The sequence below is a fragment of the Pseudomonas sp. LBUM1679 genome (assembly GCF_059695565.1).
Genome location: NZ_CP166774.1, coordinates 3,604,821 through 3,623,034 on the forward strand (window position 1 = coordinate 3,604,821; position 18,214 = coordinate 3,623,034).

The window sequence follows — 18,214 nt, forward strand, 5'->3', positions numbered from 1 at the left end:
GCTAGGTTTTCTTCGGCAATAGGAGAGCGACGATGTGCTGGCGTGGCACATCGGGTTTGGGCGAAGCCGGGATAGAGGAAGCGATTGTTAGCGCTGAACAGCCAAAGCCCCGGGTCGGGTATCCATGGCAACTTCGTGCGGGCTCACTACATCGTCCGCATGTACACGCTGCATGCCATTGACGATGATTCGATCCTGGGCGCTGAGCCCGCTATCGATGATGCGCAGTCCGTCATACAGGTCGCCCGGTTTGACTTCGCGGTAATGCGCACGACCGTCCGTGTCGACGACCATCACATACTTGCGATCCTGATCAGTACCAATCGCCGCCTCGTTGATTAGAAGAGCCTGACGGCGCTGACCTGCACTAACCTTCACGTGGGCGTACATGCCCGGTACCAACAACCCTTGGGCATTGTCGAAGCGAGCACGTACTCGGATCGTGCCGGATTTAGCGTTGAGCTGGTTATCTATCGAATCAACCACACCTTGACGTCTGAAATCAGTTTCTCGGGCGAGACCCAGCGCTACCTTCACCGGCTGTTCGTGACGCTGTCCAAGGAAGCGAACATAGGTTTGCTCGTCGACTTCAAAGGCCGCATAGATCGGTGAGATGGAGACAATTCGGGTGAGCACAGGCGCGTTTGCACCTGCTGTCACGACGTTTCCGAGAGTCAGTTCAGCACGGGAAACCCTACCACTCACAGGCGCGACAACATGGCAGTAATCCAGATTCACTTGTGCAGTCTCCAAGCGGGCCACGGCCCCCTTGAGCTCAGCTGAAGTGGTCTGCTCAAGTTGCCAAGCCACGTCCAGATCCCGTTGAGCAATAGCGTTCTGACTTACCAAGCGTTTGGCGCGTGACGCGTCGGTTTTGGCGTAAGCGTTGCGTGCTCTGGCCCCAGCAACGTCTGCCTGCGCCTGGTCTACGGCTGCCTGGTACAAGCGGGTGTCAATGGTAAACAGTTGATCACCGCGTTTGACCTGGGCGCCATCCTTGAAATGAACGCCGGTGATACTGCCAGAAACCAGAGGGCGCACGTCGACGGCATCAATTGCCTCAAGTTTTCCCGAGTAGAACTGGAATTCATTGATCTGCTCTGACAAAGGGGAGGCAATGTCTACCTCCGACCGCGGCTCAGTGATGGCTTCGTTTGCCATGGCGACGTTTTCACCATGGAGACTTTGAAGGTGATAACCGATGGCGACGGCAGTCAGCGTAGCCGCGAGGGCGATTGGGCGATTTTTGATGAGTTTCATGGGTTCTGCATATTAGAAAAAAGGGAATTACGAATAGCCGGCAATGCTAAAGTAGAGTGCATATGCGATAAACAGGCTTGGAATCGCAAAACTGTCGCCTTTCAGTCCTCAATGAGTTTTGTCCATGTCATCAGCTGATACCTTCTCCGGCATTCACACGTTCGTGACCACTGCTCGCTCCGTCAGTTTTACTGAGGCGGCCGAACGCCTCGAGGTTTCCAAGTCGGCAGTGGGGAAGGCCATCGCCCGTTTAGAGCAACGCTTGGGGGTAATGCTCTTTCACCGCACCACGCGCAGGCTTTCGCTGACCGCGGATGGCGAGGCGTATCTAGCAGCCTGCAGCGGGGCGCTCGACGAAATCCGCGACGTGGAGAACTGCCTGATGTCCAAGGCTCACGAGCCTTCAGGGCAATTGCGGGTCGACATGCCTGTAGCGCTGGGTCGGCAGTTGATCCTGCCAGTGATGATGGAGATAGGTCAGCGCTTTCCAGGACTGTCGTTTACGCTGACGTTCAATGACCACCTGATTGATCCGGTGGAAGAAGGGGTTGACCTGGTCATTCGTTTCGGCGATCCGGGTAACCAGCAGGGTCTTATTGCTCGTCCGCTGTCGTCCCAGCGGCTAATCATTTGTGCCGCCCCGGCTTACTTGAAATCAAGAGGTGAGCCGCAAACGCTGGCGGATGTAGACAATCATACCTGCATCGTTACCCATCGGCGGGGCCAACCACTTGGTTGGCGAGTTATGGTGGACGGTCAGGGGCAGCGTGTTGTCCCGCCCGCAACCCATCAAATTGGAGATGGTCAGGCTATGATCGATGTGGCCTTGGCCGGATTAGGACTTTGCCAAATGCCGTTGTGTGTGGTTCGCAAACATCTTGAGACGGGCGAACTGGTCACTGTGCTTGAAGCGTTTGAGCCTGAGCCGTTAAACGTTTATGCGTTATGGCCAAAGACATCACATTTGCGGCCTAAGGTGCGATGCCTGATTGATACGCTGATTGAGTTGGGTGAAGCCGGGCGGCTTAACTGAAGAAAAGGGGAGTGAGGTGCACACTTCGGACTCGAAATGTCCCAGTGAGTCAGTTTTCATGGGATGGGGCACTAAAGATCACTGTCTTGCTCATCGTGAGAATCATCGCCAATGCTAGGCAGCCGCCAACCGAAATGAAGTGAAGCCATCCGCAGCACCGTACATCCTCCTGCGGTCAGCCACGAAATCACCACCGTATTTGCGCCGCTGTAACTGAGCAAAACCTCAACACCTGCGCCTGCTAAAGCGGCAGACGCGTAGATTTCCCGCTGCAGGATGCCTGGCACGCGCGATAGCAAAATATCTCTGAGTACTCCCCCTCCGACTGCGCTGACCATCCCCAGTAAAATCGCGACCTCGGCACCGGCCTGGGCGGCCAATGCCTTTTTCGCGCCTGCCACTGCAAACAGTCCAAGGCCAATGGAGTCGAACAGTTGTACGGGCGATTTCATTCGACACACCATTGGGTAAGCACACACCACCCACGCCGCAGCGATCAGCGACACCACCAGATAGCGCCAGCTCGACAGCCCGGCCGGCGGCAGTGTGCCAAGACACAGATCCCGTAGAATCCCGCCACCGCAAGCGACGATGAACGTGATGGTGGCGATGCCGAACAGGTCCAATCGCCGCTGGCGTGCGGCAACCGCGCCGCTTACACCAAATGCAAACGTGCCGAGCAGATCTAAGACGGTGTAAATCAGGTGAGTGTCCATTGCTGTGTCACTTAGCGGTCCTGAACCAGGCGAATGCTGCGCAAAGCATCGTTTCGAGCCCGGTACGCAACGTAGGGTGCAGCAAAGGCGCGAACTGGGGCGAGTGATTGCTCGGGATGCTGTTTATTTTTCCCTTGGCCTTGGCCTGTTCGTACACTTGCGGGTCTGTGCAACCTACGAACCAGAACACGTAGGGCACCTTCCATGCGCGGCCGAACACACTGAAATCCTCACTCGCCGCGGCCGGCGCCGTTTCATAGGCTCTGTCGCCAAACCAGGCTCCAAAGGCCTCAGCCAAACGGGTTGATGCACGCTCATCATTAACCGTCAACGGGTAGCGGTTGATGGTGGTGATCTCGGGGCCGCGTGGTGCATTGGATGCAGAGCATTCGGCACAACAGATCCGTTTGATGGCGCCCAGCATGTGCTCGCGCACGCCCTCGTCGTAGGTGCGCATATTGAGTTTCAACGTCGCATTGTCCGGGATGATGTTTTCCTTGGTACCTGCCTGTAACGAGCCTACCGTCAGGACTGCCTGGTCCAGAGGGGAGATTTCTCTCGATACAATGGTCTGCAAGCGCAGCACCGTTGATGCCGCCATGATTACCGGATCTACCGAAGTTTGTGGCTGTGAGCCATGGGCGCCACGGCCGAACATCTTGATTTTCAGGCTGTCACCGGCCGAAAGAATGGTGCCACTGCGGTGTCCCACAGTTCCGGCTGGCCCCACCATCACATGCTGACCCAGAATGATGTCAGGCTTGGGGAAGCGATCGAGCATGCCGTCGTCGATCATGTTCTGCGCGCCCACACCCACTTCTTCACCCGGTTGGAAAACAGCCAGGAGAGTCCCCCTCCAGGTGCCACGGTTTTCGGACAATACCCGAGCAACCCCCATCAACCAGGTGACATGCATGTCATGCCCGCAGGAGTGGCAGACAGAAACCTCCACACCATCTTCGTCTCGGGTGACCACGTCGCTGGCATAGGGCAAGCCTGTCGCTTCGGCCATGGGCAACGCGTCCATGTCGGCGCGCAGCATCACCACCGGGCCTTCACCGTTGCGCAGCACGCCGACAACACCGGTGACACCGATTTCGCGTGTCACCTCGTATCCGTAACGCACAAGGTAGTCGGCGGCGATTTTCGCGGTGCGATACTCATACATCGACAGTTCAGGATGACGGTGCAAGTCCTTGTAGACTTCTTCGAGCTCAGGCAACAAGGCATCAAGATCTGGAATCAACTTTTCGAGAGACGACATGGGGTACTCCTTAATGTAAAAGAGGGCGGAAAAAGTGGGAGAGGGACGGTGTCAGGAAGGCGGAAGCAGACTTTCCATCAGCTTTGAAAGCAAGCCATCAAGTGCCACGCGTTCTTTGGGCGAGAGCGTGCAAACCAGTTGATCTTCCAGTTGGGAACCGACGACAGAGGACTCGTCAGCGATCCGCGAGCCCTCGGCGGTTGTGCGCAAACCAACGCTGCGGCGGTCGACAGGGTGAGGCGCGCGCGAGATGAGCTCACGCGACTCCAACTGCGCCAACGTCTTGGAGAGCAGTGTTTTTTCCAGAAAGGCGCGTGATGAAACTTCTTTTGGAGTGATGTCCGGGCAGGCCTGAATCAGACGCAACACCCGCAATCCGCGGACATCCAGATCCCAGTGCTGACGGTACACGGCGTTCGCGTGTTCCATCAGCAGGGCACTGGTCATATCCAGTTTGAAATTCAGAAAGTCGGAATACATGGCAGGCTCCAGTCGAATGGCTGAAGTATAGCAATGTAGTTGAAATATTCAACTACATTTCAGTGACTGGCCGCTCTCCGACTTGAGCCCTGGAGCCGTGAATACCCGTTGCCGGACAAGCCTAAAGCCGTCCGGCACATTGCTGCGTGCCAGGCAGAGTCAATCCGTTATCGGATCAACGGCACGCCACTGAGCGTTTGCAATGCCTCGAAGCTGATATCAGCGACAATCTCCCGGACCTTCAAGCCTTTCGCAGTGACGTCCAGAATAGCCAGGTCGGTATAAATCCGATTCACGCAGCCTATGCCGGTCAGCGGGTAGGTGCATTCCGCCACCAATTTGCTTTCGCCCGTCTTGGTCAGGTGATCCATCATGACGAACACCTGACGCGCGCCTGTCGCGAGGTCCATCGCGCCACCCACGGCCGGAATGGAACCTTCGGCACCGGTGTGCCAGTTGGCAAGGTCGCCGTTGACCGAGACTTGGAAGGCGCCAAGCACGGCAATATCGATGTGCCCGCCGCGCATCATCGAGAACGAATCGGCGTGGTGAAAGTAGGCGCCACCGGGCAGCAGCGTCACGTGCTGTTTGCCCGCGTTGATCAGGTCATCGTCTTCCTCACCCGGCGCAGGACTCGGGCCCATGCCCAGCACCCCGTTTTCACTGTGCAGGAACACTTCCTTGTCACCCAGGTAGTTGGCCACCAGCGTGGGCACGCCAATACCCAGGTTCACGTAGGAGCCTTCGAGAATATCGTCGGCCACACGTTGGGCCATTTCGCTGCGCGATAGTTTTTTCATGAAAGTCATGGCAGGCCTCACTTGACGTTGGCTTTCGAGACAGGGGCGAGCGGCACGGCGACCACGCGCTGAACGAAGATCCCTGGCGTGATGATGTGCTCGGGGTCCAGCTCTCCCAACTCGACGACCCGATTGACCTGGGCGATGGTCATTTTCGCTGCCATCGCCATGATCGGTCCGAAATTGCGCGCGGCTTTGCGATAGGTGAGGTTGCCCCAGCGATCGCCTTTTTCGGCCTTGATCAGGGCGACATCCGCGCGCAACGGCATTTCCAGCACATAGTTGCGACCGTCGATCACCCGGGTTTCCTTGCCTTCGGCCAGCAACGTGCCATATCCGGTGGGCGAATAAAACGCTCCGATTCCAGAGCCTGCCGCGCGGATACGTTCGGCCAGATTGCCTTGTGGCACTACCTCAAGCTGCACCTTTCCTGCGAGGTAGAGTGCGTCGAAGACATAGGAATCGGATTGGCGTGGAAACGAACAGATGACCTTGGCAACGCGCCCGGCCTTGAGCAATGCGGCCAGTCCGATTTCACCATTGCCGGCATTGTTGCTGATGATGGTCAGTTCGCGAACACCCGAGGCTATGACGCCATCTACCAACTCCGACGGCATCCCGGCAGTACCGAAACCACCCACCATGATGACCGAACCATCGGCAATGCCGTCTAGTGCGGCAGCGACAGATTCAAATGTTTTATTGATCAAGGCGTACTCCTGTTTTATTTGGCTGAGCAGAATGATCCGACGACAAACCGCATGAATCATGATGGCTGCAAGGTGTGCATAGCCTGCCAAACAACGGGTGAAGGAGGGTGTCTCGGCACGAGATGTCGTGCGATTAGCGAACGAAACCGTGAGTAGTTGAACGGGCATGACTGAAAGCCTTTGGCGGCAATCGCGGGGTTTCGTCGTGTCGCGGCCGTCGCCGAGAGGCGGTCGACGGGGAGGAGTTACGAAGGCTTTGGGAACTGAGTGCCAGTGAGCCACTTGATAGGCTCCGGGTGAGACTCGGGATGTTCGCTCAAGACGGAGGCGTTGGCATTCACGCTTGAACTTGATCCATAGACTCCATCACTCCCTTATCCTCCCTAATAATCCCGCCGCTCTGACGCTGCCACATAAGCGCATAGATGACGTTCTTCGCGAGCAACACAAATAATTGAACAACAAAAAAACCGGTCTTGCGCCGGTTTTCCTGTTTCTTTGAAGGTCCCCTAATCGAGAGTTCAGAGCGCAGCTTTCACCTGCAAACCGAGCACCAGCGCATTGTCGATGTCTTGCCCGGAAAACGCGCCTGGTTCGATGATGTATTGCACATTCGGGCGCAGCGTCAGCCAAGGAGTGGCTTGGTAGCCATAGCCAAGCTCGATCAGTTGTTCGGCACTGTCCAAATTCGGGAACGTTGTGCCATTGGCGAGCGCGGCGTCCTGCTGCACATCCCGGCTGCGTGGATTGGGCACGGCCCTGCCGTAGCCCAGAGCGACGGTGTCACGCGGGCGACCTTCGAACGGTTTGTACAGAACCACGCCGGTGCCGTACCACTTGCTGAACGGTGAAGCCGCTTCGCTGGCCGCCGAGTATTGGCCGAAGGCGTGCAGACTGCGGCCCTCGGATGATTGCGAACTCCACACGGCCTGATCAATCAGCAGGTAATGACCGCCGCGGCCGGACACTTCTTTATCGCTGCCGATGCGTTTCACGTCGGAACTGTCGTAGTAGTAGCCAACCTTGTACTCGCTGGGCAACTCACCCGCGTGCTTGTACACCAGTTCGATCGGCACCACGGTGCCGGTCGTATGTTTCGGGCCAAGATGCCAGGCACGGCTGGAATTGCCGTTGCTCTCAGGATCGACATTGAAGGCCGCCACACGCAGCTGCCAGGACGACGACAGGTCGTACTTCACGCGTAGGCCCAAGTGGGCGTTGGGGTAGTTGGTCCAGCCACTACCGCCGGACATGTTCAGTGGATGGCCGCAAAAACCGGCGTTCATGAAGTTGCAGAGAATGCCACTGTCCAGGCCACCGAGGTCGTTGCCCATGGCCATGTAACCCAGTTTCACGTTGAAGGCCTTGGTGAACAGGGTGCGCTCGTAACTCAGTTCAGTCAGACGCGTGTAGAGACCGCCGTAGTTTTCCTGGATGGGCAGACGGTTGCCGACCAGATCCTCGGAGGCGCTATTGCCGCGTCGGTCGTTGATGGTCAGCTGAATCTTGCCGGCGTTCTCCACGCCATACAGTTTGCTCAGGTCGAACTGCGCACCAAGCTTGATGTTTTGCGAGTAACGGGCCGAACGGTGCAGGCCGCCATCAGCGTTATAGGCGGTTTCGCCGCTGTAGTCACCGGTGAGTTTGATGCCATCCTGATCCATCTGGTGGCGCAGACCACCCCAATCACCGGTCAGGGTATTGCGGGTCAAAAGATTCGAGTCGGTATCGGCGAAGGCGGGCAGGGTGGCGCTGCAGGTCAGGCCCAGTAGCAAGCCGTTGAGCCAGCCTGCATGAGAAAAGCGAACAGCCAAAAACATGTGAGTTTTCCTGGTGGAATCTTGAATGATTTCGCAAAGCGGCGCGGCACCCGCAGGTGCCGCGCACAGAGAGATTGCCCGCCAGTGAGGCGGGCACATCGGCTTACGGCAAGGCGTAAGCCATCACGGAGTCGCCGCGATCGGTCGACTGGCGCGCACCACCGGCAGTGATGACGATGTACTGCTTGCCGCTTTTCGGCGAGACGTAGGTCATCGGGCCGCCCTGACTGCCCACTGGCAGGCGCGACTTCCAGACTTCTTCGCCATTACCGCTATTGAAGGCGCGCAGGTAGAAGTCCTGAGTACCGGCGATGAAGATCAAGCCACCTTGAGTCGACAGGGTGCCGCCGAGGGTCGGCAGACCAACCTTGATTGGCAGGTGCATGCGGATACCCAGAGGTCCTGTGTCTTCAACGGTGCCGACCGGAACCTGCCAGGCGACTTTCTGCGTCTTCATGTCGATGGCGGTCAGCGTGCCGAACGGCGGTGCCTGACAAGGAATGCCGGCGACCGACAGGAAGCGGTTTTTGTTCACCGCATACGGCGTGCCCTTGAGCGGCACGGCGCCCATCCCGGTGTTCAACGCTTCGCCACCTGAAGTGGCCTGACCTTTATTCTGCGACGGGATCATCTGAATCCACAGACCCAGACGCATGTCATTGACGAAGATGAAGCCGTGCACCGGGTCGGTGGAGATGCTGCCCCAGTTCATGCCACCCAGCGAACCTGGGAAGCTCAGCGATTTGTCGGTGCCCGGCGCGGTGTACAGGCCGTCATAACGCATCGATTTGAAATCGATACGGCACAACAACTGGTCGTACGGCGTTGCACCCCACATGTCGGATTCGGTCAGGTGCTGAGCACCGATCTGCGGCATGCCCACCGATTTCGGCTGGGTGGGCGAGTACGGTTCGTTGGGGATGTTGGCGGCTTTGACCGGTACTTCCTCAACCGTGGTCAGCGGCTTGCCGGTGGCACGATCGAGCACGTAGATCTGCCCAGCCTTGGTGCCGATGACCAGCGCGGGTACGGTTTTGCCGTCCTTGGTGAAGTCGATCAGGCTCGGCTGCATCGGCAGGTCGAAGTCCCAGAGGTCGTTGTGAACGGTCTGGAAGACCCAGCGTTCTTCACCGCTGCTCGCGTCCAGCGCCAGGATCGAGGCGCCGTAGGTGTGATCGAGCTTGCTGCGTTCGACACCATAGATGTCGGTGGAAGAACTGCCCATCGGCAGGAACACCGTGTTGGTCGCCGGGTCATAGGACATCGGCGCCCAGCTGTTCGGCGTGCTGCGCACATAAGTACTGCCGTCGGCCGGCGCTTTGCGATCCTGCGGGTTGCCCGGGTCGAATGCCCAGCGCATCGCGCCGGTGATCACATCGAACCCACGAATCACACCACCCGGCATGTCGCTCTGGACGTTATCGGCCACTCGACCGCCAACCACCACGGTGGCGCCGGCCATCAGCGGTGCGGAAGACAACTGATAATAGCTGTCCGGAACATCACCCAGGCCTGCCTTCAGATCAACCTGACCGTTGTTGCCGAACCCCTGGCAGAACTCGCCGGTGTCGGCATCGACCGCGATCAGGCGGGCATCAATCGTGTTGGTCAGCAAACGGCGCTGGCAATTGGCTGCCGGGGCAGGTTTGGCTTCGATGATGGTCGAGTTGCTTGGCTGAGCGATGGTCGTCGTGGCGTCGAAATAAGCCATGCCACGGCAACGCTGCCAGACTTTCGACTGCGCGTTGATCGCGTTTTTCCAGAGTTCCTTACCGGTATCGGCATCCAGTGCGATCAGGTTGTTGTGCGGGGTGCAGATGAACACCTTGTTACCGACCTGCAGCGGGGTGAGCTGGTCTTCGGCGCCATTGCCATCGCTCTCGGCGACGTCACCGGTGTGGTACGTCCACGCCACCTTCAACTTGTCGACGTTGTTGCGGTTGATCTGATCCAGCGCAGCAAAGCGGCTACCGCCCTCGGTGTTACCGTAGTGAGCCCAGTCCTTTTGCGCGTTGGCTGGCTCGACGGGCGTCAGGCCCGGGCCAGTGCCCGTGGCGGCGACAGTCGGGTGCGCAACGAACATGTTGCCAGCGGCCACCGCCAGCGCAATCGCCAACACAGCAGCGATGCCATAGGCACCGTGACCTGGGACGCCACCATTGGCACGCTTGAGCAGCGGGTAGACCAGCGTGACCGCCAGGCCAATGGCGCTGAACATGAACAGGCGCGAGAATACCGGCCAGAAAACCAGCCCGGCATCACTCACAGCCCAGATCGCCGTGCCCACCAGAAACGCAGCGAACAACCAGGCACCGGCCGTTTTGAAGCGAGCGATCAGCAGACCGGAAACGGCCATCACCAGCCCACCCACCAGGAAGTACCAAGACCCTCCCAGGCTGACCAATTTCATGCCGCCAGCAGCAAGTGCCAAGCCGAGGAGGGCGATGATCAAGCCCAGTCCGACCAGAATGAATTTTGATACGCCCGAGAGGCGTTGACTCTGCTTCACGTTGAATGTCCCGTTGAAATGATGTGTTCATTATATAGATAGCTAACTATCTAGTTAAACCATAAATTCAAAAAGAAGCGTAGTTCGCTGCTCAATTACGCGCCTGATCGAAGACCAGCGCGCCTCAGGGATTTGCTGGGATCGTTGAAACGTTGACAAAAGGCTCTTTTTTGTCAGGGGAGAGCGGGTTTGTGACAGGTATAGATCACGGCGTAGTAGTGCGAATCGAACAGACTCAGCCTCCGAATTACCGACGATTAACCGAACGGTTTCGACTACGCGACTTGCATTCCGAGCGACTTCGACCAACGCCGGCGTAGTATCAGGAGCTCGAAGCGGCCTTGATGCCGCGGGTGCTGTTTCAGAGAGATCTTGCGTCGATCAATGCCCGCAACGAGCTGCACAATGTTCGGAATACTGCGGGGTGCACCACGGAAGTGGCTGGGACGATGAGCCTGGTTGAGGCCCTATCCACCAAACATCTCCGGAATCTGCGCTGAGTGTATGCTGTGCTCCGACGATATTTGAGACGAAGGCTTTACCCGAGGAGGTACTATGGTTGTTTGCGACGGCCAGCGGAGTGGCGAATTCTAGGGCTTCGAGGATCAGGAGACTGTTTTCGAGTTTTATGGTGGCCGGAAATGGCGGCAGGCGACGTGACGTTCCGCATTGGTCTGTGGCAAATTTGCAAGTGAACCGTTGCGTCGTAAAACCTCCGTAATGGAAAACTCGTTCAGCGAGCCATCCGGTTGTAAGCACTCGTCGAGTTCAAGCATCGCGCCGAGGAGGGGCCTTACCATGGAAGGACCGGTACGCTCGCCGTTGCTTTTGGGCGTAGTGTCGAACAGCGGCTGAGGGATGCGTCACATTACACGATTTAACAAGTGGGCGATGTCATATGTTCATAAGTAGCTCATGACCTTAAAACTGCTGACTCAACGCTATTAAAATTAACGTAAGTGTTCATCGATTGATGTTCATAGACCTCGTTTTCCGCCCGCCTTAGCTTTGCCACCCCGACCTCTGACAGTCCCAATTCAGGGGATGAGGGATGCTGCTTTTCAGAAAGCACGTTTTGGATCTGGATTGGAAAACGATGTTGCAGGGCATACGACCTTGATCTGGCTAGCCCTGAAGTGGTGGCTGCTGCAGGCACCCACGTCATGCACTTCATCGGTGAGTATCCAAGCCAAATCTGGTATTAAACAGGAAGAAGCAACGCCTCAGGCGCATGGCATTTGGGCGCGCCTCAAAAATTGATTCAGTGGTAACGGCAACAAGTGATCGGCTAGGGTAGGCGCACACTAGCCGGCTTACTGGGGACGCGCAATAACTCCTGTTCGCCTGAGAGAGCCATCGTAAGCTAGAAAAGACATCTATTTTGCGCTGTAAACAAAAAGGAAAGATCCATTGCTTCAAATACTCCTTCGCTGTTAACAGATCGTCAGGGACGGTCTGCCTGTAATTTCTTCAGTAAATCAAGCCCCCGACGACTTGCGCCAAGATGCTATCCATTTGAATAACCTGCCAAGCCACCAACGGCTGCGTGCTTCGCGAATTTCGTCTAGCTGCATGAAGGTATATGGGACGGGCATGCTCCGCTCTTGAATACGGAGTGCTCGCAAACCTCGGAGGACATGACGGCCGTAGAGCAGTATAAAGATGCTGCCACCGGTCATAACTGTCATACCTACGAGCGCGCCTGTTAACATTCCTGCCCATTTTAAAAAAATGCTAGCGGCAAGAGTAGTCACCCCACCAATCAGAGGAATACTGTAATTCATAGACGGCTTCGAATTAACGTCTTGGCGAGTCTGGATCCTATTTCCGTTATATTCAAAGGGTTGGTATACTGGCCTAGTGTTAGTCACCACTATGTAAACAATACCAACTAGAGCAGCTGGCGCGAGACCAATCAGAAAACGGTATAGACTTAAATCGAACGACGCATCTGCAGCCAAACCGTATGCAACAACACACGCAGGCAATGTAAAACCTCCGACGCATGAGATCAAGAGCGACCATATATAGGTAATATAGCTCTCACATATGTAGACTATATACAATGTCCATGAGAGCATGAAAGCCAACAAAAAAAAGTAAACATGCCAATTATTGCCCAGCATGAGAGTACCAAAAGCCATGAATAACGCCAGCAGAAAAAAAACTGCCCAACCACCTGTCTTTATTGTCTCGGAATTAATCATTATCTTTAATCATTTCTTTTAATTTATCTCCGATCAGTTTATCTGCTCCACTCTCTCCCATAGCCCATTGTGCAACCATGCCTGCACCCCAGCCGATGAGGATAATAGCAATCAAAGGTGCGGCTCCTGCGGCGGCGACGCCAGTGCTACCGGCAGCTAGTGCGGTAATTGCGACTCTAGCTATATTCCCTACAATTATACCTGCGCCAACCGATGCGACGTTCGTAGGCTGACTGTCAAAAGATTTACTGTAAAACTCGGTTCTGCTGGTGGAGTTTGTGTAGTCCAGAACTGCCTGTGGGCCCGTAGCAATAATTAGTCCTACAGTGTTACCACCCATAAATTTAAGTGCGCCCGTAGCACCATTACTATGCAGATGCGCCCGTTGACTCAATGCTGCGCTAGTGCCAACTAGCGGTATATGAGCAAACTGCTGCCCAGCTTGACCTAATATTTTGTAGTGCTGCGCAACAGCGGTAACAGGTATCTTAAAGAAAGACTTGCCATCTCTCTGAATGATCGTAATGTTATTTTTAAATGTCTTGCGGGCTGATCTGGAACCAGGAGCGCCTCGTGTATTAGCCCACGAATGTAATTTATTTTTCTGCTCGGTAGTCAGCTCTAGCAGGTCCGTAACTTTTCTGGACTTGGCTGCAGCCATAACTGCGCCTGATGCACTTGCAATTGTTCCAGGTAAATTTCCTAATGAAAACATCAGCGGACCAATTTCTGGGATGTGTTCAGCCATCTGCTGAAGAGAGTTTAACGCCTCAGCCGGGACGTTCGCCGACGCTTTCAGCGTCTTTAAATACCCTCTCAACTGAATAACGAAATTTTTATATTCCTCAGGGCTAAGCTCCGCATCTTTGGACAATAACAGGTTAACTATGTACAACGCCGCGCTGTAGTCGTCTGTTTCGTAGGTACCTGCAAAGTTTTGAAGCGGCATGTAAAAGCTACTAGCTGACTCACCCGCGAAAGGTCGATAACCCCCACCAAGTAACCCAGACTGACTTCGTTCGCAGCTTAATGCTGCGGAGGTGGGTGGGGACAAGAATCTATTCATGCGTGCGCCTCCGTAGCTGCCAGATCACGTCGTTCGTTGAACTGAGACACCAAACGGAAGCTTGGGATCTGGAGGGAAGCATGGGATCGCCGAGATTCCTGAGACCAGCGGCTTTGCTGTGACGGCTTGGCTTGATCCATGGTCTATACATATCCTTTCCTTGGGCGTACCTATGGCTGTTACAGCGACGGAGCGCGAGTTAGGGGCCGGAAGCTAAAGCATTCAGCTCGCAAAATATTTCTTTTTCAAATATTTTTTCTACGCTTGACACTGGTTCGAAAAATACAAAATTTACGAAAAGCTCATAGGAGCGTAACACGTATCATTTGAAATCTGAGAATTAAAGCTGTCGCAGCCAGCTGTGACGTGGCTTGCCAGCCGTTTGAGACCTCTCCTATCTCAAAATCCATGGACGGCACACGACGGACAACAATCAACGGTTGATTGTATGCATCAATTGCTCAGGCGCTAGCCGGCAGAAGCATCGTCCTCACGACTCGACCTGCAGTGCGCAGGGTAAAGTGACCCCATGATGTAGCTGTGCGAAAACGGCAGAGTTTCTCGTACCCATCTTTGGCCAAAATCCTTAGCTGTCAGAACGCAAGATTTCAGCGATTGCCCTGAGGCTTGTTCTTCTACACTCAGATCCGTAAGGCGTGTTTGAGCCAATCTTGAATATCCATGTAATCCTTTAAACTAATCTGATGGGACAGCTGCTTCTCAAGCTCTCGCGCTCCCCGAGTGAAGGACGACGTGGTTACGAGTATGCCCGCCGTAGCTCGCTCTGCTTGAACAACGCCGCTTAGCTGTCTAACCAAATTAACCTTGACTGGATGAGCTGGAGAGTACTTCTTGCATTCTACGACGTACATGAACGTGCCCAAATGATCCTTCCTCGCCACACAGATGTCTTTTCCTCCATCTTTTGAGGCCGGAGTGAGCTCCACCTCATAGCCAAGGCGTGACAGGAGCTCGGCGACAAACTCCTCAAACTTACGTGGCGTCAGTTCATGAATAAGCTGCGGCTCACGATAAATCCGGCTCAGAGCCTCCGCCGTCATTGAGTTAAGATCGACTAAAATCTGCCGCTCAGACGGACTGTTCCGCTCAAGTGGCAGCCCATCAGGCCCAAGAATGGTGCTCCGAGAGAAAGGGCTAAGCGCTTCCAGTATCTCAGATGCTGGCCGGTCTTCCGTTTGGAGCAGTTGAGCCAGTAAAGAAGCAAACGCTGCATTGCCTTTCGAAAGATCGAACACGTACTGCAGAATTGCCTCGGGCGGGGATGCAACCAAGCTTTTTTCGAAAAGTTCATGAAATTCGAATTTGTTAAGCCCCGTTAGACGCAGTGTCACATCTGCTGGTAATGAAGCACCATTGCGCCTGGACAAGTGAGTAGGTGCTGATAAAATCGAGATTATCCTCTAGCTATTCCGGAGAGGGCCCAAACGGTCTCTCCACAGCCATCCAACTCTTGCAGATGTTTGATGCAGAGATCGAAGAATACATAATCGATCGCAGTGTCTTTCAACGCTGCGAAGCGGGATGCCTGTTGTCAACCGATCTCGAAAAGCTAGAGCAGGCGCGCCCAATTCGGCCATGGCGCTTCCGCGACTACATCGTCCATCGTCCAGAGTGGAGCGAGAAAATTCGATCGCTCAATCTCCTACAGAAATTCCCGTATCGCTGAGCTTTCGACTGCTCGATGAACGTCTAACCGATCCAGCTGTAGGCTTTCTGAAAAACCCGGATTCCGCGATCTCCACGGCGTTTCGTCGGCTCGAAAACATCGCCCGAAGCAGGATAGGCGTTTACGACAAAATCGGTGTCCTGCTCTTGAAGCGAGCCTTTGAAGGGTGCGTTAGGAGCCTCACTAGTATTCATTAGTCTAGGTTATGGCCCCGTCTCAGGAAACAGAGCGCACAGAAGCCTGCTAAAGGGCGAATAGCGCAGCTATTTCATATTTTGTCTTCCACGAATCGATTTTTTGAAAAAGCTGAGGTTGGGGGTTGCCGTGACGTAAGCACGCGCCGCAACTGTGCTGTTGTGGCCAAGCAGTTCGGCAATCATGTCTGCCGGTGATCCCTGGTCCGCCAAACCTTGCCCGAGGTGATGACGCAGCAAGATAGTTACCTGATTAGGCTTGTCTATCCCTGCTTCACGCAGTTCATGTTTGAGGCCTGCACCGATTTCGTTAACTGACAGACGTCTTCCATTAGGACTGACAAATAATGGTTCGCAGTCGCTGCCAAACTGGCGTTGTATTTCCGAGATGTGGCGTGAGATTTTTTCACCCAGCCGGAAGGTGACTTTGCGGGGTCGTCGCTCAGGTCTGCGTTGGCCGACCTTTTTGGCCATGGGTAGCCACAGGGTGTAGTACCTCTCATGACCAGCGCTTTCAATGAACTCAAAATCCGCGATGTCAAGCGAATGGAATTGAATCGAGCGTGGTGCGAGTTCGAAACCCAAGTGAAGTACTATATTAAACTGGGCTTCCTCCCAAGAGTTAGGTGAAACCTCTCGTTCAATGCGTTTGAGCAACCGAACTTCCTCATCAAGGTCTAAGCCAGACTGCGAGAGAAAAATTCGCGCATACGGGTCAACTCGATCTGATTTCACATCCTTGATTCTTAAGTAGGTGATTGGATCGAAGCCATTGATTCCTCTATCCATTGCCCAACGGTAAAGCCTTCGAAACCCTATAAGTACTGTCCTCGTTTTTTTGAGTTCTTCGAGAGCAGTGACCAGTTGATGGGGGTCCCAAGGAAGTCCGGCCGCGAGATTTGTACTAGATAAAAAGCGTAGGGTATCTGCGAACATTACTGCGGTTCGAGGCGCATATTTCTCAAGTGCGTAGGCCATAAAGCCTTTGCCTATTTCGATTAGCTCCGAATTCAGTTGGAGTGCAGTCCAATCGATTTTCATCGCGAGTCCACCGTCGTACCACGTCCACACCTTCAGCCGAGTATCGACGTATCGTGGCTGATCATTGGTGCGTGTTCGAATAGCAACCTGAGTCGGCCCTTGGAACAAATAACCCGCAAAAGAGGAGGAGGGTAAAGGATGATCTTGGCCAACTGATTTAGTCACAGCGAACCTCCTTAACTGTCAAGTCGGCTCCAGGCTGCCGAGGCGCGCTGGGCGTTATGGCGGTTGGCCGACTCGGCTAGATAACGACTTGCATAACGGCGTGGCATCGCCGAAGTATCAGACCAGCCGCAGACTCGTCGGAGTTCGTCCGTGGCGCGCTCCAGATCATGCCCGCGCGTCTCGACCAGGTAAGCCAAGAAACGGTCGGCGAAGGTGTGGCGAAAGTCATGTGCAGAAAGTGTAGGCAACAACCCCGGATGAGCCAGTTCAAGGGTCAGAAACAGCCGATCGAGGACGTTAGACAATGCGCGAATCGACAGCGGGCGGCCTCGGTCAGAGATGAATAAATAGCTGTACGGCAATTTCATCGGTTTGCCGTCACGCAGAGGGCGCCGTTCGCCCTGGATATAGTGCTCGTAGACCTCATACAACTGTGCGGAGATACTTACTGTCCGTCCGTGTGTTTTCAGCGCAGGCTCTTCAACGCGCGGGTCGCCTGGGTCATGTTCGCGGTCATTGATGCTGACATAGGCGTGCTGAGAACCCTGATTGATATCTGTGGTGTAGAGCTTCAGAAGCTCTCCGCGACGGATACCGGTCTCCAGCAGCAATTCAATCATTAGCCAATTGCGCAACTGCAATCGTTCCGGAAACGGATTCTCCGCAGCGCCCGGGCGAATCAGTGTGCGAATGATCTGGAGTTGTGAATCTGTCAGGCTGCGGTAACGAGCGTGGTCGGGACGAACATTGATGATATGGCTCTCAAAGCGTCGTTCAATGACGTCGGCGACATCTGCAAATACCACCTCGATGTTTGCCTGGGTGGTTGAGTTTTGACGAGCGCGCGGGATGTATCGAGTGACGCACCAGGACAGATACTGCTTCAACAGCCGCAGGTATTGGTCACGGGTGCGCGGATCGATCTACGGAAAAGATGTCGTTTTAGCTGAACCGATTCGGGCGACCAGATTATCGGCCTGACGCCCGCTTTGGAGCCAGTATGCGCGGTGTCTGAGTTTTACTTGTACGTAGATGAACGGAACGAGTATGGGTAACGGCGCCGCATTACCAGCTTGCACAAGCAGCGGCACACGCAGACCTGAAGAGAAACGGCACTGAATCAGCTTCATTGGTAGCCACCTCATTCCCTCATTCAATGACGCGCCATGAACGCGAAGTACATGGCCCGTTGAGAGAGTGGACGCCAGAAGCGGTTTTGTCGAATCAGTGGCTTAAGCAGCTCATGAACATCTATGACATGA

The 18,214-nt window shown here is 55.0% G+C and carries 12 protein-coding genes and 1 pseudogene; 1 reads left to right on the forward strand and 12 read right to left on the reverse strand.

Translation table 11 applies throughout. The features are described 5' to 3' along the window. Positions 1-87: 87 nt before the first annotated feature. Positions 88-1,260 carry an efflux RND transporter periplasmic adaptor subunit gene (locus tag ACA062_RS16430; RefSeq protein WP_497457333.1) on the reverse strand — a complete coding sequence of 391 codons (1,173 nt, stop codon included), beginning with the start codon at positions 1,258-1,260 and terminating at the stop codon, positions 88-90. A 124-nt stretch (positions 1,261-1,384) separates the two neighbouring features. Here ACA062_RS16430 and ACA062_RS16435 point away from each other — a divergent pair, with 124 nt between their 5' ends. Further along, positions 1,385-2,293, forward strand: a complete 909-nt coding sequence (locus tag ACA062_RS16435; RefSeq protein ID WP_497457334.1) for a LysR family transcriptional regulator — start codon at positions 1,385-1,387, stop codon at positions 2,291-2,293. A 71-nt stretch (positions 2,294-2,364) separates the two neighbouring features. On the opposite strand, the gene ACA062_RS16440 is transcribed toward ACA062_RS16435, so the two are convergent. The 11 genes and pseudogenes from ACA062_RS16440 to ACA062_RS16490 form a co-directional block, all read right to left on the reverse strand. Continuing rightward, entirely contained in the window at positions 2,365-3,009 is a 645-nt protein-coding gene (locus tag ACA062_RS16440) for a trimeric intracellular cation channel family protein (protein ID WP_497457335.1), read from the reverse strand. Positions 3,010-3,016: 7 nt separating this feature from the next. After that, positions 3,017-4,273, reverse strand: coding sequence for a M20 family metallopeptidase (locus ACA062_RS16445; RefSeq protein ID WP_497457336.1), 1,257 nt, complete (start codon positions 4,271-4,273; stop codon positions 3,017-3,019). Positions 4,274-4,324: 51 nt separating this feature from the next. After that, positions 4,325-4,753 (reverse strand): MarR family winged helix-turn-helix transcriptional regulator, encoded by a 429-nt coding sequence (locus ACA062_RS16450; RefSeq protein WP_497433614.1) that lies wholly within the window; start codon positions 4,751-4,753, stop codon positions 4,325-4,327. Between the two features lie 167 nt (positions 4,754-4,920). Further along, a complete protein-coding gene (locus ACA062_RS16455; RefSeq protein WP_497457337.1) occupies positions 4,921-5,562 on the reverse strand; it encodes a 3-oxoacid CoA-transferase subunit B in 642 nt (213 codons plus the stop codon). A gap of 8 nt (positions 5,563-5,570) precedes the next feature. After that, positions 5,571-6,263: a 3-oxoacid CoA-transferase subunit A gene (locus tag ACA062_RS16460; protein WP_497457435.1), complete on the reverse strand. Its 693-nt coding sequence runs from the start codon at positions 6,261-6,263 to the stop codon at positions 5,571-5,573. A gap of 521 nt (positions 6,264-6,784) precedes the next feature. Further along, positions 6,785-8,083 (reverse strand): carbohydrate porin, encoded by a 1,299-nt coding sequence (locus tag ACA062_RS16465; RefSeq protein WP_497452049.1) that lies wholly within the window; start codon positions 8,081-8,083, stop codon positions 6,785-6,787. 103 nt (positions 8,084-8,186) lie between these two features. Continuing rightward, positions 8,187-10,592 carry a glucose/quinate/shikimate family membrane-bound PQQ-dependent dehydrogenase gene (locus tag ACA062_RS16470; protein WP_497452050.1) on the reverse strand — a complete coding sequence of 802 codons (2,406 nt, stop codon included), beginning with the start codon at positions 10,590-10,592 and terminating at the stop codon, positions 8,187-8,189. A gap of 2,199 nt (positions 10,593-12,791) precedes the next feature. After that, positions 12,792-13,865, reverse strand: coding sequence for a hypothetical protein (locus ACA062_RS16475; RefSeq protein WP_497452051.1), 1,074 nt, complete (start codon positions 13,863-13,865; stop codon positions 12,792-12,794). Positions 13,866-14,506: 641 nt separating this feature from the next. Further along, entirely contained in the window at positions 14,507-15,253 is a 747-nt protein-coding gene (locus tag ACA062_RS16480; RefSeq protein WP_497452052.1) for a restriction endonuclease, read from the reverse strand. Positions 15,254-15,815: 562 nt separating this feature from the next. Next, positions 15,816-16,952 carry a tyrosine-type recombinase/integrase gene (locus ACA062_RS16485; protein WP_497452053.1) on the reverse strand — a complete coding sequence of 379 codons (1,137 nt, stop codon included), beginning with the start codon at positions 16,950-16,952 and terminating at the stop codon, positions 15,816-15,818. 11 nt (positions 16,953-16,963) lie between these two features. Further along, positions 16,964-18,082, reverse strand: a pseudogene (locus tag ACA062_RS16490) (tyrosine-type recombinase/integrase). Between the last annotated feature and the right edge of the window lie 132 nt (positions 18,083-18,214).

What these genes read in the sequence shown, in the direction of transcription:
- ACA062_RS16450 (WP_497433614.1), bottom strand. Translation starts at nt 4,753, where the DNA reads ATGTATTCCGACTTTCTGAATTTCAAACTGGATATGACCAGTGCCCTG.
- ACA062_RS16445 (WP_497457336.1), bottom strand. Translation starts at nt 4,273, where the DNA reads ATGTCGTCTCTCGAAAAGTTGATTCCAGATCTTGATGCCTTGTTGCCT.
- ACA062_RS16455 (WP_497457337.1), bottom strand. Translation starts at nt 5,562, where the DNA reads ATGACTTTCATGAAAAAACTATCGCGCAGCGAAATGGCCCAACGTGTG.
- ACA062_RS16435 (WP_497457334.1), top strand. Translation starts at nt 1,385, where the DNA reads ATGTCATCAGCTGATACCTTCTCCGGCATTCACACGTTCGTGACCACT.
- ACA062_RS16465 (WP_497452049.1), bottom strand. Translation starts at nt 8,083, where the DNA reads ATGTTTTTGGCTGTTCGCTTTTCTCATGCAGGCTGGCTCAACGGCTTG.
- ACA062_RS16430 (WP_497457333.1), bottom strand. Translation starts at nt 1,260, where the DNA reads ATGAAACTCATCAAAAATCGCCCAATCGCCCTCGCGGCTACGCTGACT.
- ACA062_RS16440 (WP_497457335.1), bottom strand. Translation starts at nt 3,009, where the DNA reads ATGGACACTCACCTGATTTACACCGTCTTAGATCTGCTCGGCACGTTT.
- ACA062_RS16475 (WP_497452051.1), bottom strand. Translation starts at nt 13,865, where the DNA reads ATGAATAGATTCTTGTCCCCACCCACCTCCGCAGCATTAAGCTGCGAA.